Genomic DNA, 22414 nt, shown 5'->3' on the forward strand with positions numbered 1-22414 from the left:
GGATGCAACGATTATCTATCCTGTTAAATTCAGGACAGTTTTACGCTTTAAACTCGCAAAAAATGGCAGGTCAAGGATCGGGTGGCAACGTACTGGCAGCCCTCTGTAGTTTCTTTATTCCGGGTTTGGGACAACTTCTGCAAGGGCGGCTGCTGATGGCGGTTTTGCAGTTTGTGCTGGCCGGAGTCCTCTGGTTTTTTCTGCTGGGCTGGCTCATTCACTTGTGGTCTATCATCGATGCCGCCCGGTTTAATCCGGCTAATTGATAGCGCCCATGTTTGACGCAATGGACTCCATTCCGCAACTGAAAGACGGTTGAGGAAGCTATCAGCATTCAATAAAGCACTTTTTACCGGCCCTTTCTGGAAAACCGGTTACAAAAACGCCACTAGATCAGCCTGAATTGGGTCAAATTTGTCTCGGAGGAAAAACGCAAAAAAGGTGGTAGAAATTGAACGGCGGTTTGTGGGGCTGAGGAGTTAAAACTCAATCCCCTCTTCCCGCAACAACTCGGCCAGATTCAACACACAATCACCCCAAACCGGTACGGTAACATCCCAATTGTGCGTAGTCCAGTCTGCGCTTCGGCTGGCGATGAAAAGCTTTTGGGGGTGGGTTGTAATCCAGACAACCCGTTCGACGCCAAAGTCCAGCAGGCACTCGGTTTTTTCGTAAATGTAACTTTGATCGCGGGACGGGAAATTTTCCAGATCGATCCGGACATCCACTTCAATGGCAACTTTGGGTGCTACATCGAAATATTTGTTGGTCAGAATCAGGCCAGCTTTTTCGAAAATGGCAATATCATTGGACAAATTACTCCGGTGGTCAACGTGCAAGCCGGATTCGTTGGAGGCTATTAAAAATTTTTTCCGATCAATCGTTCGACCAAGGTACAGGATAATCGCAGTGACCAGAACCGCTTGCAACGAACTGCTTCCCATAATTTCTTCGGGTGTTTTCTTTCCGGACAAAACTTCCTTGTAGCCCCTGTAATACAGAGGCTTCCCGTTAAGTGTTTCGTAAATCAAGTAGGATGGAACCCGCTTGCGACGCTTTGGTTCTTCGGTAACGATAGGAATGGGCATGCGTAGGCTCATCAAGATGAAACCAATACTACCAATTTTAACCCGAAATTTCAAGAACTCGCTATATTTGGAAAACCATAACGATATTCCATGCGTCACTGGCTGATCTTGCTTTTTGTTGCATCAACGTTGTCTGCGTCGGCCCAGAAAATCCGGGTGGCGGTGGCTGCCAATGCGCAGTTTGTGATGGAAAAAGTGCAGGCGGGTTTTGAAAAGAAAACCGGTTTGCAGATTGAATCCATCGTTAGCTCGTCGGGGAAACTAACCACCCAGATTCAGAATGGGGCGCCGTTTGACGTCTTTCTGTCGGCCGATATGAGCTACCCCGAAGCGGTTTTTCAGGCCGGACTTTCCGAAACCAAACCGAAAATTTACGCCTACGGTTTACTGGTACTCTGGATGCGGGCCGACCTGGACCCCAGCCGGGGATTGTCCGTATTGAACGATAATGCCGTAGCAAAAATCGCCGTCGCCAATCCCAAAACCGCCCCGTACGGAACCGCGGCCATCAATGTATTGATCAAACAGAATCTCCTGACGGGCCTGCAACCCAAAATTGTTTATGGCGAAAGTATTGCTCAGGTTAATCAATACCTGGTTTCGGGTGCGGTTGACGCTGGTTTTACGGCCAAATCGGTCGTGCTCGAACCGTCATTGAAAGGCAAGGGACGCTGGGTGGACGTGAAAGGAGCGGAGCCGATTGCGCAGGGTGTGGTTTTACTCAAAAACGCCAAAGACGGTGCCCGAAAATTCTACGATTATTTGTTTACGCCGGAAGCTCAGGCCATTTTCCGGCAATATGGCTACCAATTGCCTGCCCGCCAATGACCGATTTCGACTGGCAACCGTTGCTGCTTACGTTTCGGCTGGCGACCACCACGACGTTATTGCTGTTGCTGGTTGGTATTCCGCTGGCTGGCTGGCTGGCCTTCACCCGATTTCGGCTGAAACCGGTAATCGAAGCGGTCGTTAGTCTGCCGTTGGTTCTGCCGCCCTCGGTCTTGGGTTTCTACTTCCTGCTGGCGTTTAGTCCAACCGGTTTTTTGGGCGAAAGACTGCTCTCCTGGTTCGATGTGCGGTTATTGTTTACGTTTGAAGGGTTGGTCGTTGCTTCCATTTTTTACAGTCTGCCGTTTATGGTTCATCCGGTTCAGGCCGGGCTGGAAAACCTGCCCGCGTCGTTGCGGGAAGCGTCCTACACATTGGGGAAGTCGCGTCGGGAAACGTTTTTTCGCGTATTACTTCCCAACATAAAACCGTCATTGCTGACAGGCATCGTGCTGTCGTTTGCCCACACGATTGGCGAATTTGGACTGGTGTTGATGATTGGCGGTAATCTGCCCGGCGAGACCCGCGTAGCGTCGGTGGCTATTTACGACGAAGTCGAGTTGCTGCACTACGATGCCGCCAATGCCTATGCCCTCTTGCTCTTGGCGGTCTCCTTTGGTATTTTGGTGGCGGTTTACGCCATCAACAAACGGTGGGCGATTTTCTGATGCCAATGATTCATTTTCATGCCCGGATGAACCTGGAGTTTGCCAGCGGACCCGGTTTGCTCGATGTTGATTTTTCCCTGAAAACCGGTAGCCTGATCGGTTTGTACGGCCCTTCCGGTTCTGGAAAAACGACGCTGTTGCGGATTCTGGCGGGCCTGACTCAACCGGAAAGCGGACGCATTCGGGTCAACGACCGGTTTTGGCTCGATACTGAAAAGCACATCAATCTGCCTACTCAGCAACGAAACGTCGGTATGGTTTTTCAGGACGCAGCTTTGTTTCCGAATATGAGTGTCCGGCAAAATGTGGAATTTGCCGCCGAAAACCGCCGGGATCCCCGGGTAAATGAATTGTTGGAACTGGCGGGATTACAGAATCTGGCGGATCGAAAACCGGTTACGCTTTCGGGTGGACAGCGGCAGCGGGTGGCGTTGGCCCGGGCGCTGGTGCGTCGACCACAGGTGTTGTTGCTGGACGAACCTTTCTCGGCTCTGGATCGTGTCACCCGTGATCAACTCCTGAACGAACTGCTTCGGTTGCACCGGAAATTTGGAACCACAACGGTGCTGGTGAGTCATCAATTGGATGAAATACAGCAGGTTACGGATACGGTGTTGGAGATAGAACAGGGGAAAATGCAATGGCTGGAAAATAAGAGCGAAAACCGTAGGGCCGATAAGCAATCGGTCTCAGGTATTGTAACGAATATTGCGTTTGAGTCATCAAAAGTCCGCATTCAGGTTCAGTTGGCCGAAACGATAATTATAGTTGAACAAACGCCAACTGCGCTGGAATGGCAAATCGGAGAAACCGTCAAGCTGAATGTTGATCCGGAACAGTTTGTCCGACAATCAAAGTCGTGAGGCTGTTGGCAAAAGAAAAATCCCAGGAATCGCGTCCTGGGATTTTTGCTACCATTTTCTCTGTCCTACCTACCTTACTCCGTGAAGAGTAAGGCTCAAAAAAAGATCAGTATAACCATTTCGATTCAGCTGTACCGAAAGGTCGCATACAGCAAAATGAAACATCTATACCGGACTTTCCGGTTGATCACTTATTTGCAAGCGAAATTTTATATATCCTGTATCCAATAATCTCTACCAGTTTCAATCGTTCTCGGAAAGGAACAAAAAGCGTGCCTTATTTCGAACCAGTGAATGGATATGAATTGGATGAAATGTCAACAATGAGAACACCGAAAAACCGGCATCAGTACTAGCTCAGTGAGAGCAGTAAAGAGGGGATATTTTTTATGTTCATACACGTTAAGTATTTCAATTACCGCATAAAGGTAAGGGTAATGTCTGGTAAATGCAAGACAAATCTATTTTTTAAAAAAATTATAAAAGATTTTTTGTTCGATAAAACGTATGGTCATTTGTGCGTTTTAAATAATAAAAGGTAGGTTAGTTGCGAATAAGCGTCTGTTTATTCATTTTACGGTGATCATTTTTAGGTACGATGAAGATACAAACGATTGATACCGGTTTTTTCAAATTAGATGGCGGGGCAATGTTCGGTGTTGTGCCAAAAACACTCTGGGGCAAGCATCAAACGGCCGACGATCAGAATCGGTGCACCTGGGCGATGCGTTGTCTGCTGGTGGAGGAAGGGAACCGGCTGCTGCTGGTCGATACCGGAATGGGCGACAAACAGGATGCGCGTTTTTTTAGTCATTATGACCCACACGGCGAAGCTTCGCTCTTGCAATCCATCCAACAGGCAGGCTATTCGGTGAATGAGATTACGGATGTGTTGCTGACTCATCTGCACTTCGATCACGTAGGCGGGGCCGTTCAACGCGTTTCAGACCGCTTATTGCCCACTTTTCCGGCGGCAACGTACTGGAGTCACCGCTCACACTGGCAGTGGGCAACGCATCCCAATCCAAGGGAAAAAGCGTCTTTTCTAAAAGAAAATTTTGACCCCCTGCGGGAAAGCGGCCAACTGCAGTTCGTTGATGAGGGCGGTTTTTCGGTCCCTAATGTCGATCTGATGCAAGTGGATGGCCATACCGAAAAAATGACGCTGCCGATCTTCCGACTCGGGGACCGAACCGCTGTTTTTGCGGCCGATCTGATTCCGTCCTCGACTCACATTGCCTTGCCGTGGGTCATGAGTTACGACGTTCGTCCGCTGCTGACGATGGAAGAAAAAGCGCATTTGTTGCAAAAAGCCGCCGACGAAAACTGGATTTTGCTCTTCGAACACGATCCGGTTATTGAAGCGGCCACCGTCGAAACAACCGATAAAGGAATTCGCATTCGGGAAAAAGGCCCGCTGGCTTTGTTCCTGTAAAGGCAAAGTTGTTGGTTTATTTGAAGAGATAAAATAACTTATAGTAGATAAGTTGATGTCTGGTAATTAATCGTTAGGTCAACATGAAAATAGGGTTGGTGCTGTCTGGAGGAGGGGCGCGGGGCATTGCGCATCTGGGTGTTCTGAAAGGATTGCTCGAACAGGGTTTTGTGTTTGAACAGATTGCCGGTACAAGCGCCGGAGCGATTGCGGGAGCCTTGTATGCGAACGGTTATTCGCCCGATGATATTTTGAAAATAATCGAAGCGACGCCGTTTTTCCGCCATGTCCGCCCCGCTTTCACCCGCATGGGATTGCTGCGAATGGACAAGGCAGAAGACCTGTATCGGACGTATTTACCCCACGACAGTTTTGAGGCCCTGAAAATACCGATGCACGTCGTGGCTACGGATTTGATGGAAGGCGTTTTAACGGTTTTCGAATCCGGCGAATTGGTTCGGCCCATCCTGGCGTCCTGTTGCCTGCCCGGTATTTTTGAACCCTACGTGATTAACAAGCGGCAATATGTCGATGGGGCGGTTTTGAATAACATGCCCGTCGAAGTGGTGGAGCCCAAAGTGGATTTTATTGTGGGCATCCATTGCAATCCGTTTTCGACCCAGAAACCCATTACATCGATTAAGGGCGTACTGGAACGCAGCCTGATTCTGGCCGTTCGGAGCAAAACCCGGGAACGTCTGGCCCGGTGCAATCTGCTGATCGAACCGCCCGAACTCAGTCGTTTCGATGTGTTTGACTGGCGACGTGCCCGTGATCTTTTCCGCGTAGGTTACCAATACACACAATTGATCAAACCACAATTGATCAAAACACTGGAATCTGTCTTGTAACTACCTTATAATTAGTGGTGACGAGTTGCCGTTTTTCGAAAACCGCTCCCGGAAAACAGCATCTCGTTGGCGCTGATGATCAGCCCGATGGCCAACCTACCGCAAATCATCTCACCCACAATTCCTTCCAATCAATACGATTTCAAAGACCACTATTCCCGACATTATCCGTTTGAGTAAGGTAAAAAATAGGGTTATCCTATTGGTTAGTAGTGAGTTGTTTATTGTTGATGTTCTTGTTCTTTTATTTTAAGAGAATCTATCTTTTGCATATTAGTATGCCTGCATACAATTATTTTGATCATAAGGCACTTCTTATCCCCCGAATTGCATTAAATTGCCATTAAGTCAATTCCCATTTTTTGAGGGATTTCTTAACAGTACTTTATCATTCATTAACAAATCAAACCTATTTGTATGAGAAGATCATTACTGCTTGGCTGTCTGCTAACCGCATTGGTGTGGGCGTCAGCTATTGCTCAGGATCGGCAGGTGACGGGAAAAGTCACGTCCGCCGACGACGGATCGGCGTTACCCGGTGTTTCCATTCAATTGAAAGGAAGCACGCGCGGAACCCAATCGGATGCCAACGGCGCCTACACGCTCAGTATTCCTACCTCGGGCGGCACACTGGTTTTTAGTTTCATCGGAACCACCACCCAGGAAGTGGAAATTGGAAACCGCAGTACCGTCGACGTGCGGTTGGTCAACGATGCCCGCGCCTTGAATGAGGTGGTCGTGGTGGGGTATGGTACGCAGCAGCGCCGTGACCTGACCGGTTCTCAGGTCACCGTAAAAGGCGATGACATTGCCCGCTTGCCAGTACAGACGTTCGAAACCGCCCTGCAAGGACGCACGCCGGGGGTTCAGATTACGCAGGGAAGCGGCCGACTGGGATCCGCGCTCCAGATCAGGGTTCGGGGGGCGGCTTCGATTTCGGCCGGGAACGAGCCTTTGTACGTACTCGACGGTATTCCGATTACGTCGCAGGATGTTAACACTACGGATAATGAACTCTTTAGCCCGTTGGCGGATATTGATCCGAACGATATTGAATCCATTGAAATTCTGAAGGATGCTTCGGCATCGGCAATTTATGGATCACGCGCCAGCAATGGCGTGGTGCTGGTAACGACGAAGCGTGGGAAGGTTGGCCGGACCAACGTGACAATCGGGTATTATACCGGGGTGAGTAAACCGACGCGGCTGCGGAAATTCCTGAATGCCGCCCAGTATAAAGAACTGTTCTCGGAAGCCGCCACCAACGCCGGTTATGATCCGGCGGAAGAGTTTGAAGGTTCCGGCCTGGATCTCAACTCAACCGCCGACGTAAACTGGTCGGATCAGGCGTTTCAAACCGGATCGGTCAATCAGGCTAACTTCGGGATCAGTGGCGGAAACGAAAAAACGCGCTTCAACCTTTCGGGTGCCCTTAACAAGCAGATTGGGATTGTGATTGCCAACGAATTCAAACGGAACAACATCCGGTTGAACCTCGATCATAACATCAGCAAGAAATTTACGATCGGCACCAGTCTGGCACTGACCCGGACCATCAACCGTAAGACGCCGGGCGACAATGCCTTTTCGAACCCCGTGCAGTTGAATGCGTTACCGCCGATCCAGCCCATTTATGACCCGGCCAACCCGACCCAGTTTAACCGGCAAACCCTGTATTACAACAACCTGATCGAAGTCAGCAACGCCAACAATTATGCGAATACATACCGGATGTTTGGGAATCTGTTCGGTTCGTATCAGGTGATTCCCGGTTTGACCTTTCGGAGCGAATACGGTTTTGACTTTTTGAACCTGCAGGAAGAACTGTACCAGGGACGTCTGACCGAAGATGGCTCACCGACCGGTTATGGATACCAGGCGCAGTCGCGGGCGATGAACTGGACGACCAATAATACCTTGTCGTACCTGCGAACAATCGGGAATCACAACATCGATTTGCTGGCTGGTATTACCTACCAGGAGCAGAATTTACAAACCGTATCGACGGAAGGCCGGGGTTTTCCGAACGATAAGTTCAAGAAAATTGCCAGTGCGGCCCGGATTCTAAGTGGTAGCTCGACCGCAACCGGCTACAGTATTCTTTCGTACGTTGCCCGGGCCAATTACAAATACCGGGATCGCTATTTACTGGGTCTTTCGGGCCGGATCGATGGATCGTCGCGGTTCGGGGCCAATAACCGGTACGGTTTTTTTCCGTCCGTGTCGGCGGGCTGGGTGTTGAACGAAGAACAGTTTATTAAGGATCTGGTGCCTGTGCTCAGCCTGTTGAAACTCCGGGCCAGCTACGGGGTAACCGGTAATTCGGAAATAGGAAACTTTGATTCACGGGGTTTATATTCAGCGATTCCGTACGCGGATCAGGCCGGTATTCAGCCAACCCAGATCGCCAATCCGGATTTGCGCTGGGAAAAGTCGTCGCAATTCGATCTGGGTCTGGAGTTTGGTTTCCGGAATAACCGGGTGAATGGGCAGATCGACTTCTACGACAAAACGACCAACGATCTGTTGCTGAACGTGCCTCAACCCGGAATCAACGGTTTTTCCACCATTGCCCGAAACATTGGCAGTCTGCGCAATCGGGGAATTGAATTCAGCTTAACCTCCCAAAACCTGATTGGTGCGTTCCGCTGGTCAACCAACTTTAATATTTCGTTCAACCGAAACAAAGTACTCCGGCTCGATGTATCACCAATCCGTCCCACCGCACGATTCCTGAGTTACGTCACGGAAGGGCAGCCGCTGGGAATTTTCTACGGCAAAAAATACCTGGGAGCCGATCCCGCTAATGGCGACGCCCTGTACGAAGGCCCGGATGGCAAACCGACCAACGATTACTCGTCCGCCCCGGACCTGTACGTGGGTAACCCGAATCCGGATTTTACGGGCGGTTTGACCAACAATTTCTCGTACAAAGGTTTCGATCTGAACGTCCTGCTGCAATTTGTTTCGGGCAATGACATCTACAACGTAGCCGGATTGTTCCAATCGGTCAATGGCGATTATTTTGATAACCAGACGGTTGATCAGATGAAACGCTGGCAAAAACCGGGTGATGTTACTGATGTGCCGCAGGCGCGTTTGTACGAAGGTAACGGGACTTCTGTTTCGTCGCGCTGGGTGCAGGATGGTTCATTCCTGCGCGTCAAGACGGTTTCGCTGGGCTATAACGTCCCTGGCCGTTTGATGCGCAAAGTGTTTGCTCAGTCGGCCCGGATTTATGTGTCGGCCCTGAACCTGTTCACGTTTACCAACTATACCGGTTATGATCCGGAGGTGAGCACCCAGTATGCGAATTCGTCGACCCAAACGGCCAACGTCGCGCTGGGTCACGATTTCTATACTCCTCCTCAGGCCCGGACACTTACGGTGGGGATCAATCTCGGATTTTAAACGAAGCGAATTGTCAATCGGATCATTTCCCATGACGTCGTGTGAAGACAATCGAAAAGACATTCAACATGAAAAAAATAATCACAATTTTAAGCGTTTCGCTGGTGCTGGGCCTGTCGGCCTGCGATAACCGGCTGAATTTGCAGCCTACCCAGTCGATTGACGCAGAAACAGCTTTGTTGACGGAGCAGGATGTTGAAAGTGCCATTATTGGGGCGTACGGACAGCTTGGAAACGGCGCGTTGTACGGAACCAATATGAACCTGCTCTCCGAATTGCAGGGAGCCGAAGGGTACATTACCTGGCGGGGAACGTTTGCCAGTTACCGCGAAGTGTACCAGAAAACCACCCAGGCTATCAATACCGATGTGCAACGTACCTGGATGAATGGGTATGCGGCCATTAATACGGTCAACAACGTGCTGGAGTCGCTGGATAAAGTGCAGGATGCCAGCAAGAAAGCACAGCTCGAAGGCGAAGCCCGTTTTGTGCGGGGGATTCTGTATTTTGAACTGGCCCGGTATTATGGATTGCCTTGGGGCGCTACCGCCGACAACAGCCAACCGGGTGTGCCGATCGTACTGCGGGCAACGATTACTGCGGAACAGGCGGCCCAAACCGCAGCGCGCAATACGGTTGCTCAAGTGTACGCCCAGGCCATCGACGACCTGACCAAGGCATCGACCCTGTTGCCGGACGATAACGGAACCCGGGCCGATAAGTACGCAGCATTGGCCTTTCTGTCGCGCGTTTATTTGCAGCAAAGCGATTACGCCAAAGCGTTGAACGCAGCCAACCAGGTGATCGTTTCGGGACAATACCGGCTGAATCCCTCGGTAACATCGGCTTTTCGCAACCGGAATACCTCGGAGAGTATTTTTGAAATTCAGCAGAACGATCAAAACAACGCCGGGACGTCGAACGACGGCCTAACCACCTTATATGCCAGTTTACCCGTCAACGGGGTGAATATCGGTCGGGGTGATATTCAGATCAATACCTCCTTTGTTACCTCGTATGATTCGACGGATGCCCGCCGGACGGAGCTTCTATACATTGGCTATAAAGGGGTCAACCGGTATTATACCGGCAAATACACCGATTTCGGGGCTAATATTCCGGTCATCCGGCTGGCGGAAATGATGCTGGTGCGGGCCGAATGCAACCTGCGGCTCAATTCGACGGTGGGAGCAACACCCGCAGCCGATTTGAACGCCATTCGACAGCGGGCCGGGATTGCACCCATTGCCGCACCAACGATCCAGAACGTCCTGACCGAGCGGGTGAAAGAGCTGGCCTTCGAAGGGCTACGCATCCACGACATCAAGCGGACCAAAGGCAAAACCGGTGACCTGAACTGGAACGATCCGAAACTGGTTCTCCCGATTCCAAAGCGGGAAGTCGATGCCAATAACCTGTTGGTCCAGAATCCGGGCTATTGATTTTTGTCAGTAACTTTTACTAAAAACGCCGTTCCCTCAAGGTTCGGCGTTTTTATTTGGCCGAACCACAACGATTCAGGCAAAAACAGCGTCCATGTATATGTTACATTATTTTTTATTCGGTATACATTGAATAATACGACTTCAACGTTTATAATTTTGAAAATTAAGTATATTGGACTTTTAATGGGCAAAAATGGCCTCCAATTCTTGCCGGGGAGTTCAGATAAACACTCAGTACCCTATCTATGAGAAAACGGTATACTTTTCTGCGTTGTTGGTTATTGCTCAGTATTCTGTCGGTAAATCTGGCATTCGGGCAGACCCGAAAGGTAACGGGCCGGGTAACTGCCGTACAGGACGGATCGACGCTGCCCGGCGTCAACGTTGTTGTGAAAGGAACAACCATTGGTGTCAGTACCGACGCCCAGGGGAATTACAGCATCAACGTCCCCGATGATAAAAACACCCTGACTTTTTCGTCAATTGCCCTGATTGCCCAGGATGTATTGGTCAATAAACGGTCGGTCATTAATATTCAGATGGCCGAAGCAGTCAACGAACTTGCGCAGGTGGTGGTAACGGGCTACAATTCCGTTCAGAAGAAAGATATTACTGGATCGATGGTTTCGGTAACCGCTGAGAAATTCAAGGAAATCCCGGTTACCGGTTTTGATCAGGCTTTGCAGGGACAGGCAGCGGGCGTTCTGGTAACGCAATCGTCGGGAACACCCGGCGGGGGAATTACCGTTCGCGTGCGGGGTAGTACGTCCATTACAGCCAGTAACCGTCCGTTATTTATTGTGGATGGCGTACCGGTGGAAGATGGCCTGTTGTCGGCGCGGGATTTTGGTGGTCAGAACGACAATGCTTTTTCCCTTCTGAATCCCAATGACATCGAATCGATCCAGGTATTGAAAGATGCTTCGGCGAAAGCCATTTACGGTTCCCGGGCCGCCAACGGGGTAGTTTTGATCACGACTAAAAAGGGGAAAGCAAATCAGAAAACGACATTTACGGCGGAAGTACAGCGGGGCGTTACCGAAATTGTCAAAAAGCCCGACTTGCTTAACTCTTCCGAATTGCTCGATCTGCAGCGCGAAGCGGTTATCAATGCCGGTCAAAACCCCGACAAACTTGGTTTGATCAAGGGCGTAACGGATGGCGTAAATACCAACTGGGTCGATGAGGTTTTGCGGAAAGGGGTGTATCAGCAATACCAGCTTTCGGTTTCGGGCGGTACCGATAAGACCCACTTTTACCTGAGCGGGAATTACCGCGATGAAGAAGGCATTCAGCTGAACAACCGGTTTACGCGGATGTCGGGCAAGTTCAGTTTTGATCACAAAGCCAATTCGGCCTTGTCATTCGGAACCGATATTTCGCTATCCCGGACGTTGAACAAACGGGTGAAGGGTGACAATTTCCTGGATGGCGTTTATTCGGGAGCCGTCAAATCGCTGCCGTTTTATTCACCTTATAATGAGCAGGGGAAACTCTACGGACCCAGCGATCCGAATTATGCGGGCTTTCCGAACTTCAATCCGGTGGCTCAGGCGGTTTTACCGCGCTTCAATACCTATACCGTAAAAATACTGGGCGGTCTTTGGGCTGAATACGAACTGCTGCAAAACCTGCGGTTTCGCTCAAAGGTCAGCATCGACTACAACCAGGTAACCGACGACCAGTTTGAATCGTCAGCCACTGCAATTGGCGGTTATCTTCAGGGTGTGGGCGGGAAAGGATACGGGGTTTACAGTTCGGGAACGTACACGACTTTTATCAATACGAACACCTTAACCTATAACTTTCTGCTGAACGAGAAAAACCGGTTTAATGCACTGGCTGGTTTTGAAATTCTACAACGACAGGAACGTTCGGGGAGTGTAACCGGGCGGTTGTTCCCGAGTGATGATTTTACGTACATTACCTCAGCCGGGATTGTCGACAACGGAAGCTCAGGCTATCTCCAGAGCGGTCTGGTTTCGACATTTGGTGAATTTCGGTACGATTACGACGATCGTTACCTGGCAACGCTGACGGCACGCTATGATGGTTCGTCCCGGTTTGGAAAAGACAAACAATTCGGTTTGTTCCCTTCGGCTTCGCTGGGCTGGCGGATTTCGCAGGAAAGTTTTATGGAAAAATACCGGTTTCTGAACGACCTGAAACTGCGGGCCAGCTACGGTTTTACCGGGAATGAACGGATTGGAGATTACCAGTTTCTCGGAACCTGGGCTTCGGTCACCTACAGTGGCGCAACGGGCTTAGGACCTTCCGCTCTGGCCAACCCGACCCTGCAGTGGGAACGGACGCGCGAAGCCAACATTGGTCTGGATGCATCGTTTTTCAATGGGCGTATTACGTTTTCGTTCGATGCTTATGACAACCTGACCGACCGGTTGTTGTTCGCCCAGCCGATTCCGTCAACCACCGGTTTTGGAACCTTGCAGGGAAACATCGGGAAAATATCGAACCGTGGCGTAGAACTGATGCTTTCAACGGTCAACTTCGACATCAACGGATTTAAATGGAGCACGGATTTGAACTTGTCACGCAACATTAATAAGGTTGTGGAACTGGCCAATGAAGGGCCTTTGTTTCGTGGCTACGATGCCAATGGCGTTGGAACGACAAACGTGGTGTTGCAGGGAGAGCCGCTCGGCACTTTCTGGGGACTGAAATTCCTCGGAGTTGATTCGGCAACGGGGGATGCCATTTACGATGATAAAAATGGCGACGGTCGCATTACATCCGACGACGCCCAGGTGATCGGAAATGCGCAACCTAAATTATTTGGTGGTATTACGAACCGGTTTTCGTTCAAAGGCTTTGATCTGAGTGTCTTTTTTCAGGGCTCCTACGGCAACAAGATGCTGAATTTCACCAACGTAACCTCGGTCAACACGGGTGCAGATTTGCAAAGTAACCAGTCGCGGAAAGCGCTGCAACGCTGGCAAAAACCGGGTGATATCACGAGTGTGCCGCGTTACGTTTACCAGAATACATATAATAACTACCATAGCAGCCGGTTTATCGAAGACGGGTCCTACCTGCGCCTGAAAAACATATCTCTGGGCTATAACCTTCCGAAACGGTACGTCGATCGGTTTAAAATTGTGTCCAGGGCCCGGGTTTTTGCCTCCGCAACCAACCTCTGGACGTTGACCCGCTATACCGGCCCCGACCCGGAAGTCAGTACATTGGATGGCTCGACGACGGCGCAGGGCATCGACTTTTTCACCATTCCACAATATAAAACCATGATGGTGGGAATCACCTTAAACCTATGACTCGATTCATTCGCTATACCGCCATTCTGGCAACGGCCTGGCTCGCTTCCTGTACGGAAGTTCTGGAACCTAAACCGGTCGATTTGCTGGTCGATAACCTGGTGCTAAACGAGCCAAACGATGTAGAACCGGCGCGGATCGGGGCCTACAGTGCGCTTCGGGGCATGTCGTCGACGAACATGATTGCCGGGGATTTTACCGCCGATTACATCCGGCACAACGGTACGTTCAACGATTATCGGGAACTGGGAACCAAGCAGATAACCTCATCCAACGGAGCCGTAGCATCGTTGTGGAGTAATATGTACCGTACGATTTACGTAGCGAACTTTATTTTGGAGAAACTGCCGCAAATCAGTTCGGTAACGGAAGCTACCCGCAAGCAAGTGTCGGCCGAAATGCGGTTTTTGCGGGGATACGCCTATTTTATCGGTGCCAATACGTTCGGCGATATTCCCAAAGTAACCACGACCGATCAGGGTACAAACCGGACAATTGCAAAATCGCCCAAAGCCGATATTCTGGCTTTTGTGCTCGAAGATTGGAAAGCCGCAGAAACCGATCTGGCAACGATCGAAGCAGGTTCGACAGCCACGGTGGTGAATGGCACGTACGCCAACAAAATATCCGCCCGCGCGATGTTGGCCCGATACTATCTATACCAGAAAAACTGGGCTCAGGCCGAGGCATTTGCAACGCAGGTCATTGATTCCAAGGTGTATACGCTGGAAACCAACTTCGTTGACATTGTTGGAAAAGACTTTACGAAAGAGTCGATTCTGGAAGTCGGGTATGCGCTTTCGGATGATCCGGGAACGAGTGCGTTCGGATTAACCAACCTCTTTAAAAGCCGCCGGGAAGTGATTCCGTCGGATCAGGTGGTTATTTCGCTGTTGTCGACGGAATCCGGGACGCGCCGGGCTACGGTTTCCTTCGATTCCCAGAACCTGAAGGGTGATGACAACGGCTGGACGGTCGAGAAATACGGAACGCCGGACAACGACAACAACAACATTGTGTTAATGCGCCTGGCCGAAATGTACCTGATTCGGGCCGAAGCGCGGGCGCAGCAAAACAAATTAACCGGGACAAGCGGGGCCATTGCCGACCTGAACGTGCTGCGGGCCCGGGCGAAAGCTCCCAACGTTGCAGCAACCAACCAGGCGGATGTGTTGTCGGCGGTGGAGCGGGAGCGGGTTTATGAACTGGCTTTTGAAGGACATCGCTGGTATGACCTTCTGCGTACGGGCCGGATTCAGGCCGTGATGACCGCTTTTTCGCCCAACTGGAAAAGTACCTACGAGCGCTGGCCTATTCCGAATGGGGAGGTACTGCGCAATCCTTCGTTGAAAGATGCGCAAAATCCGGGGTATTAAGAGTTAAGAGTTAAAAGTTAGGTTGGACCGCTATTGCGGGACGGATCTTGATAACGATGAGAAGATATAAATACATAGTGGCTTGTCTAGCGGTTTTGGCAATCGGATGGATTGTCGTGGCTTGTGATAAACAGGACTTCGACCGAACGTTTGAAGGACCTAATTTTGTGCGGTTTACCGATTCCTCGCTGACTTACAAAGAGAGTTACAGCAAAACGATTGCGGTGAAAGTTCACAATGCCGGTCCGCAACTGAATGAGCCCATTACGATTCATTACACCATCAGCGGCACCGCCCGCGAAGGCAAGGACTTTTCGATTGTAGGCACCAAAGGAACGGTCGTTATTCCGGCAAAACAGAGCTTCGGGGAGATCCAGGTCAAACTGATCAACAATGCCAATAACATTCTGGAAGCCCAAACCGTGTTGTTTACACTTACGGACGTGACTCCGGCAACTTTGCAGGTCGGATTTGGTAAAGAGGGGGCGCTGGGGAAGAAAATTACATTTACTATTCAGGACGACTGTCTTCTGAGTGGCACCTATACCGGTACATTACGCCTTGGAAACCAGTCGGTTTCGGTGCCGAATATCGATATTGTCAGCTCGGATTGCAAGACGTATACCGTAACCAACTGGAACATCGGTTTATTTAGTCTGGAAGCGATCAAGGCGAAATTGACCTTTACGGACAATGGCGATAATTCGCTGACGATTCCGGTGCAGTCGAACCCGGAATTGGCAACGCCACGCGATACAATTAATGGCAATGGTTCGTGGAATCCACAAAACCGTCAGATTACGCTGAATGTCCGGCTGAAAGTCCGGCCAGATGGCGCTACAAAAGATAGCGTGGTTACTTTGCCATTGACGTATGTTCCGCAATAACCGGAACGAATTGAAACCATGAACGAATTGTACTGCGGTTTTGAGTTATCCGTAGTCTGTAGATACGATCGATATGAAAACATTACTACGATTTTTCGCCCTTTCAGTACCTGTCATGGCACTGTTCGCGGGTTGTACGGCTAAGTTGGAACCTCATCCGCTAACCTACACCCAAATTCTGACCGGGACGGAGAAAAAAGCCTGGCGCATGGTGTCATATCAGATTTTCGATAATGGCAAAACGGATGGCGTCCAGAGTGTTCAGACGCTGTTGCAACCCTGCGAAGCCGACGATCAGTTTGTGTTTTATGCGAATGCAGAACATAAATTTGAGTATACCAACGGAGCAACCAAATGTGATCCATCGGAGACGGATGTTATTTTTGAAGACTCCTGGACCCTGATCAATGGCAATGCTTCGCTGGAATTTGTGATTCCGGTTTTGGGTGGAAAATTCCCCTGGACCATTAAAAACCTAACGGAAACCTCGCTGACCGTCGAATACTATTTCCCGGATATCGAAGCCAGCTACCGGTTTACGTTTAATTCGACCACAAAATAAATTAAGAACCGCGGTGTGGGTGTCTGTCTCCATTGATCGGATCACCGTGATTCGTACGAAGTAAACTGCCTTGTTTTTATGTTTAAACGTATACTTTTTTCCGTAGCCACGCTGACTTGCGGGTTCCATTCAATGTTGGCGCAGCAAATTCCGTCCTGGCAGCAAATTGCGAATCAGGCGGCACGGGAACAATGCGCAACCATGCAGATGGACAGCGCCCTTCGGGCCAAATTCCCCGAAATGGGCACGCGTGCCGCATTTGAGAAAACCCTCCAGGAACGAATTGAACAACTTCAGAAGCTCGAAAAAACCGGTCGGCTGGCAGATGCGATTCTGACCATTCCGGTGGTGGTGCACATTGTGCACGCGGGCGAAGCCGTCGGAACGGGTCGTAACATCAGCGAAGCGCAGGTCAAATCGCAGTTGGAAACCTTGAATGAAGATTTTCGCCGGAAAGCCGGAACGCGCGGCTTCAATGATAATCCGAACGGGGCCGATATTGAAATTGAGTTCTGTCTTGCAGCGATCAATCCTACGGGCGGAACGATGGCAGAACGCGGGATTGATCGCGTCAATGGCGCGTCTAACTTTGGAAAATCGACCTGGAGTAAAGCCGATATCGACGGCGTTTTAAAACCCAATACCTTTTGGGATTCCGAAAAATACTACAACATCTGGGTAGTTGACTTTGCTGCTTCCGACGACCGGTTATTGGGTTATGCGCAGTTTCCGAGCCAGTCGACCCTGCCCGGTTTATCACCCAATTCGGGAGCTGGTAGCACCGACGGCGTTGTGATTCGGTACCAGTCTTTCGGAAATGCCGAGAAAGGCAATTTCCCGGTGATGCAGGCACCCTATAACCTGGGCCGGACGCTGACGCACGAAACCGGTCACTGGCTGGGTCTGATCCATATCTGGGGCGATGCCAACTGCGGGAACGACTTTGTGGACGATACACCAACGCAGGCTTCCGAAAGCCGGGGTTGCATGACCGGCCGGGTGAGTTGTGGAAGCACCAACATGGTCGAAAACTACATGGATTATTCCGACGATGGCTGTTTTAACATCTTTACCCGGGGACAGAAAACCCGGATGCGGGCAGTGATGCAGGTGGCCGTTCGGCGGGCAAATTTGGTAAACTCCAACGTCTGCGGAACCTCAGTGGTTACTCGCCCCGTGTCGAATTTCCGAGCTGAAAACCTGAAAATTCTACTGGGTGGACAGGTTCGTTTCACCGACCTTTCGACCAATTTCCCGACAAGCTGGAACTGGACTTTTGAAGGCGGAACGCCCGCAACCTCAAACGAACAGAACCCGGTTGTTATCTATTCCCAGCCGGGGAAATTCAAAGTAACGCTGGTGACGACAAATAGCGCCGGAACCTCGACGCCGGTTGTAAAAGAGCAGTACATCGAAGTGTTAAATGTGGGCTTGTGCGCCGATCAGACCAACTTTAGCGGTACAAGAACCGTATTGCGGCAACCGGGAGGAACCGGGTATGTAGCCGGACAAAACAGCCGGAAAACCAAAGCCATTTCGGAGTTTTTCGATAACTCGTTGAGCTATAATAACATGAATGGTGCGTCGTTGCGGTTTGGAGTTGCGAAAGCGGCTGCCGGAGCTCAGACGCAATCCATAGTAACCGTCACCGTCTGGAACGCCCGCGGTTTCCAAAATGGACCGGGAGCGATTCTGGAAACAAAAGACGTACCACTCCGGACCATTCTGGATGATGTCGCCAATAACCGTGCAACCGATATCGTCTTTGAACGGAATGTGCCTTTGAGCGGTTTGCCGTTCCATATTGGTATTCAGTTAACCTATGCAGCCGGTGATACGGTGGCGCTGACGACGACGAAAGACGGCGAATCGCTGAACGGGACCTCCTGGGAGCAAAATGCCGCCGGCGAATGGGATCGCTACCGGGTTCGTCAGGGTCTGAACGTCTCGCACGAGATTATTGCGCACGTGGGGATGAAACCGTCCGTACAAGTCACGGCTTCTTCGCAGTTTGTATTGCCCGGCGAGCCTGTAACGCTGAATGCCCGGGGGGCTAGCATCTTTAGCTGGACGGGTCAGAATCTGAGCAGTACGCTGGGGGCTCAGGTGATTGCCCGACCCACTCAAACCACTTCCTATACGGTTACCGGTTCAGGTCTGGATCTTTGCAGTACAACGGCAACAGCCCGGATTTTTGTGCAGCCGGGTACGATTACCGAAGTGCCCACGGCAGTACCGGATCAGGCTCTGACGATCACACCCAACCCCAGCGACGGGCTTACCACACTTTCGTTCCGAAATACATCGCGGGGGTTGACGACACTCTCCGTGCGGAACGTGGCTGGAATGGAAGTTCTGAAACAACAGTTCCAGAAAACAGACGATGGGTTTGAACGAAGTCTCGACCTTCGTACGATGCCCAGCGGCCTTTATATTATTGAAGTCCGGGTTGGGACGCAGGTGGTGCGGAAGAAGGTTGTGAAATACTAGAAAAAGACCGTGTTAGTCGTAAAACCGCTGGCAGGGTTTTTTGGGAGGAAGTTAGGTGATCGATAGCCATCGATCACCTTCGCGTTTCCATTTGTCATTGACTTTTCGGGCGAACACAACGCCGTATTTGTACACGGAATAACCCCGCATTTCGTAGAGATAACACGCCAGGGTTTTATCCGTAGAAAACGCAACATGTGAAATGCTCAAGGTTCCCAGTTTTCGATACGGGAAAAGTAGAATTTTCTCATCTGCAACAGCGTGTAATTCCAGCCAGGAAGGTGTGTTAAACGCATAGATGTTATACGTATCAGTTGCCGGAAATCTTTCCCAATCCTTCCAAATCACATCATCTGGACCTGGTTCCGGTAGTTTATCAAGTGGTAAGGAATCTATTTTGGGCGGAAAATTCGTAATCCGGAATTCCAGCAATTTGTGAAAAACCGTTCGGTATAAAGTATCGATTCCATGAAACCGGGAGTTCCAATCGGCGCTCATTTGTTCAACCCGTTTGTCAAAATGTTGTTCGGGTGGCATAAATACGCCAGACATAAAGCCAACCCAGACCGGTTCTCCTTCCAGACCCTGACTCATGATTCCACGATAGGGAGAATCCCAGTTTGGCATAGGTTCTGAGGGATCAAGATACCGCAACGTTTGGTTGATGACGGAGATTTCGTTTGCAACCCGATTCGAATCGGCGAAGGTCAATGCTGGTTTCGTTGAAGCGTTATTTTTTTTCTGTTTGCAGGAAATAAGCTGATGGAGAAGAAGGCTAACCAGGCAGATTAAAAGCAAAGGCGGTTTTTCGACTTGTACTTCTGCCGGATTTGTCGAGCTATATATTCCCAAACACGCGTCAGTTTATCTGCCATTTTTCAGTCGATTTTATTCAGCGGTCAGGCGGGTATTCTATTTTATAGTGTTTGCAGAACCGTGTTCGTGTCCTTCTTGCTCAGTTGGTAAGCAACTTCTTGTTTTGAGTGGCCACAGGAAGTTATAAGCAACCCCAAAACCGCTACTACCAGATACCGTAGTTTAGCCATGACTGCTATGAAATCGTGAACTTGGAGTGCAAATTAACTATTGAAAATTTCCACCCTCTGGATTCTCCAGGCTGGATCATTGAATTCGTTCAGGGCAAGTTTTAATCCTTCAACACCCGCCGAACCCATATCGATCCGAAAAACGTATTCGCCATCTTCTTCCCGATCAAAGTAAAACTGATGGAGGTATCCTTTTGTGCGGCTGATATCCTGATCGGCCTGTTGATTCCATTGTTCTTGCAAAAAGCCGAACCGTTCGGCCAACCTCTCAACAATTGTCGAATCCTTCAATTGGACATAAAATTCCAAATCCTGACTTTCGATTCCGGATTCAACCACCAGCGTATAGGTAAGGCTCAATCCCAATCGTTTTGCCACATCCGGTTTTTTCTGACTTTCCTCGGGAAAAACCGGTAAAGACAGTTCAAGCCATTTAAATTCTATCTCATCTTCTGTCACGTCATCTTCTGGTTTGATTAATCGATCTTGGTTTTTAGATCGCCAGCCAATGAGGCAATTTCCCCAATAAGTTGGCTTTTGTACCTCTATTCGTGCTTTTAAAGTAGCAGTGAGTTCGGCGGGTAAATATATTAAATCATCAGGGTCTACTATATTCATAAAAAGAACATCAAAATCGTTGCCTGTGATTTCGGTATATTCTTTTCTAAGAGCATTATTCATGTTTTTTAGAAAAGATTTACTCGGATTATAACCAAAGTCGAAACCATTTAACCACCTGAATTCCCGTTTATCCATTAGTCTTGAAGTATGGGTTGGGATACTGTTCATATCTAAGAAGATGCGATGCATTAGATTGTTGTCTACTAACTAAATATTAAAATTTTCAAAAAATATTTTAAATTCTTCCTATAATACGCTTGCTGATTATCCATTTGTTATCGACTCTATCGACAAGAAAATCAGCTGTAACTCCTATTCCATAAAATACCAGAACGACTCTTGCCTGATTTGTTGAAATTCTTTTGAACAGATTGACTACACCAAAAAAACGGGCTGCTTTTGGATCATCGGAAAAGTAATAGTAAGAAGAGTCATAGCTGACAATGAGCGTATGTTGACCTCGGAACATTATATCATAATCAGATTTGACAATATCATTTCGTACTAATTTTAACTTTCTTCCTGGAAAAGCGAGTTGAAATATTGAATCAAGTTTTACATCTTCCAGGGCTGTTTGGATAATTGCAATTGTGTCTTCTTTTGCGAAAAATCCTGTATTGAATTCTCCATTTTTCTGGTGACATGAGTTTATAAGAACTGAAGTACAAAATAACAATCCGAACAAAAATTTCCCAAATTCGAATCTATTACACAAGAAAATCTTATAATTGATCATCATAATGCCAGGCTTTATAAAGAAACGCTAATGAACTTACTAAAAATAGGGTAGCGGGAATATAGTACCAGGCACTTCGACTGTCTATTAAAATTTGAAAGTTGTTTCTCAAGAACAAAATGCAACCTTGATGAATTATTATGCACCAGAGTATAACCGTAAATAGTATTAGTGATATATTTCTGAAATACTTTTTTCTGAACAAGAGCACCCAAAAATAGAGACAACCTACGAGCGGTATAATATAAAATAATTTCCAGGAAAACGGCACAACAAATAAACTTATCATACTCCACATAATAATAGGCAAATTCCATTTTGTATCATCATAATGAACAAAGGTAAATGAGGATGCTACTATGAAATTAAGCATCCAAATGACCCACGATTTGGCTGAATTTTTAAATGTAATCCAAAACAAATTCATAGTTATTTTTTATTGCAAAGCGTACTCAATTGAGAAATTACATAAAATTCATCTTTAAATTATATTTCCTTAAATTTTGTTAGAACTTGCCATATACTCGTTTGGTTATCTGCCAGTTGGCGTTGAATTTTGTGACCGTAAAATCGGCCGTTAAACCGGTTCCCCGAAACAATAATGTAATGGCTACCAATCGAAATAGAATTCTGTTCAGTAAATGCTTGATCATGGTGTGCAACTAGTAGTATGAGCAAGCAATTATAAGACACTAGGAATTGTATTGACAACTATTTATTGAAAAATAGTTGTCATGTTTTGTTATATAAAATATTGGTAACATTATGAAAATTAACAGCTGTTGGAATATTAGTAACAAAAAGTTAATCAGTAATG

At 48.8% G+C, this 22414-nt stretch carries 17 protein-coding genes; 13 read left to right on the forward strand and 4 right to left on the reverse strand.

From position 1 onward, the window contains the following. The first annotated feature begins 62 nt into the window (after positions 1 to 62). Complete coding sequence (locus EHT25_RS20355; RefSeq protein WP_124876954.1) at positions 63 to 266, forward strand: hypothetical protein; 204 nt, start codon at positions 63 to 65, stop codon at positions 264 to 266. A gap of 213 nt (positions 267 to 479) precedes the next feature. Here EHT25_RS20355 and EHT25_RS20360 read toward each other — a convergent pair whose 3' ends face one another. Next, positions 480 to 1088 carry a Uma2 family endonuclease gene (locus EHT25_RS20360; RefSeq protein WP_229311681.1) on the reverse strand — a complete coding sequence of 203 codons (609 nt, stop codon included), beginning with the start codon at positions 1086 to 1088 and terminating at the stop codon, positions 480 to 482. A 90-nt stretch (positions 1089 to 1178) separates the two neighbouring features. On the opposite strand from EHT25_RS20360, the gene modA reads away from it, so the two are divergent. The 12 genes from modA (at position 1179) to EHT25_RS20420 (ending at position 19194) form a co-directional block, all read left to right on the forward strand. Then, positions 1179 to 1916: a molybdate ABC transporter substrate-binding protein gene (gene modA, locus EHT25_RS20365; RefSeq protein ID WP_124876956.1), complete on the forward strand. Its 738-nt coding sequence runs from the start codon at positions 1179 to 1181 to the stop codon at positions 1914 to 1916. Continuing rightward, positions 1913 to 2584, forward strand: coding sequence for a molybdate ABC transporter permease subunit (modB, locus tag EHT25_RS20370; protein ID WP_124876957.1), 672 nt, complete (start codon positions 1913 to 1915; stop codon positions 2582 to 2584). Before modA ends, modB begins: the two co-directional genes overlap by 4 nt. Positions 2585 to 2589: 5 nt before the next feature. Next, positions 2590 to 3447 (forward strand): ABC transporter ATP-binding protein, encoded by an 858-nt coding sequence (locus tag EHT25_RS20375; RefSeq protein ID WP_185731425.1) that lies wholly within the window; start codon positions 2590 to 2592, stop codon positions 3445 to 3447. A gap of 598 nt (positions 3448 to 4045) precedes the next feature. Continuing rightward, the gene (locus EHT25_RS20380; RefSeq protein ID WP_124876959.1) at positions 4046 to 4882 is read left to right on the forward strand and encodes an MBL fold metallo-hydrolase; all 837 of its coding nucleotides are present in this window, start codon (positions 4046 to 4048) and stop codon (positions 4880 to 4882) included. A gap of 83 nt (positions 4883 to 4965) precedes the next feature. Beyond that, positions 4966 to 5733 (forward strand): patatin-like phospholipase family protein, encoded by a 768-nt coding sequence (locus tag EHT25_RS20385; RefSeq protein WP_124876960.1) that lies wholly within the window; start codon positions 4966 to 4968, stop codon positions 5731 to 5733. A gap of 417 nt (positions 5734 to 6150) precedes the next feature. Further along, complete coding sequence (locus EHT25_RS20390; RefSeq protein WP_124876961.1) at positions 6151 to 9144, forward strand: SusC/RagA family TonB-linked outer membrane protein; 2994 nt, start codon at positions 6151 to 6153, stop codon at positions 9142 to 9144. Between the two features lie 68 nt (positions 9145 to 9212). Next, positions 9213 to 10586, forward strand: coding sequence for a RagB/SusD family nutrient uptake outer membrane protein (locus tag EHT25_RS20395; protein ID WP_124876962.1), 1374 nt, complete (start codon positions 9213 to 9215; stop codon positions 10584 to 10586). 248 nt (positions 10587 to 10834) lie between these two features. Then, positions 10835 to 13879: a SusC/RagA family TonB-linked outer membrane protein gene (locus EHT25_RS20400; RefSeq protein WP_124876963.1), complete on the forward strand. Its 3045-nt coding sequence runs from the start codon at positions 10835 to 10837 to the stop codon at positions 13877 to 13879. Next, complete coding sequence (locus EHT25_RS20405; protein WP_124876964.1) at positions 13876 to 15255, forward strand: RagB/SusD family nutrient uptake outer membrane protein; 1380 nt, start codon at positions 13876 to 13878, stop codon at positions 15253 to 15255. The genes EHT25_RS20400 and EHT25_RS20405 overlap by 4 nt, the downstream gene beginning before the upstream one ends. Positions 15256 to 15311: 56 nt before the next feature. Further along, positions 15312 to 16142, forward strand: coding sequence for a Calx-beta domain-containing protein (locus EHT25_RS20410; RefSeq protein WP_124876965.1), 831 nt, complete (start codon positions 15312 to 15314; stop codon positions 16140 to 16142). A 115-nt stretch (positions 16143 to 16257) separates the two neighbouring features. Further along, on the forward strand, positions 16258 to 16704 hold the full coding sequence (locus EHT25_RS20415) for a hypothetical protein (protein WP_229311683.1): 447 nt from the start codon (positions 16258 to 16260) through the stop codon (positions 16702 to 16704). Between the two features lie 78 nt (positions 16705 to 16782). Further along, positions 16783 to 19194 (forward strand): M43 family zinc metalloprotease, encoded by a 2412-nt coding sequence (locus tag EHT25_RS20420; RefSeq protein WP_229311684.1) that lies wholly within the window; start codon positions 16783 to 16785, stop codon positions 19192 to 19194. Positions 19195 to 19245: 51 nt separating this feature from the next. Here the strand turns inward: EHT25_RS20420 and EHT25_RS20425 are convergent, their stop codons facing one another. The 3 genes from EHT25_RS20425 to EHT25_RS20435 form a co-directional block, all read right to left on the reverse strand. Further along, a complete protein-coding gene (locus EHT25_RS20425) occupies positions 19246 to 19821 on the reverse strand; it encodes a hypothetical protein (RefSeq protein WP_124876967.1) in 576 nt (191 codons plus the stop codon). Between the two features lie 452 nt (positions 19822 to 20273). Further along, on the reverse strand, positions 20274 to 21050 hold the full coding sequence (locus EHT25_RS20430) for a hypothetical protein (protein ID WP_124876968.1): 777 nt from the start codon (positions 21048 to 21050) through the stop codon (positions 20274 to 20276). Positions 21051 to 21096: 46 nt separating this feature from the next. After that, positions 21097 to 21600 (reverse strand): hypothetical protein, encoded by a 504-nt coding sequence (locus tag EHT25_RS20435; RefSeq protein WP_124876969.1) that lies wholly within the window; start codon positions 21598 to 21600, stop codon positions 21097 to 21099. Positions 21601 to 22414 lie beyond the last annotated feature (814 nt).

This window comes from Larkinella rosea, assembly GCF_003858635.1.
GTDB lineage: Bacteria > Bacteroidota > Bacteroidia > Cytophagales > Spirosomataceae > Larkinella > Larkinella rosea.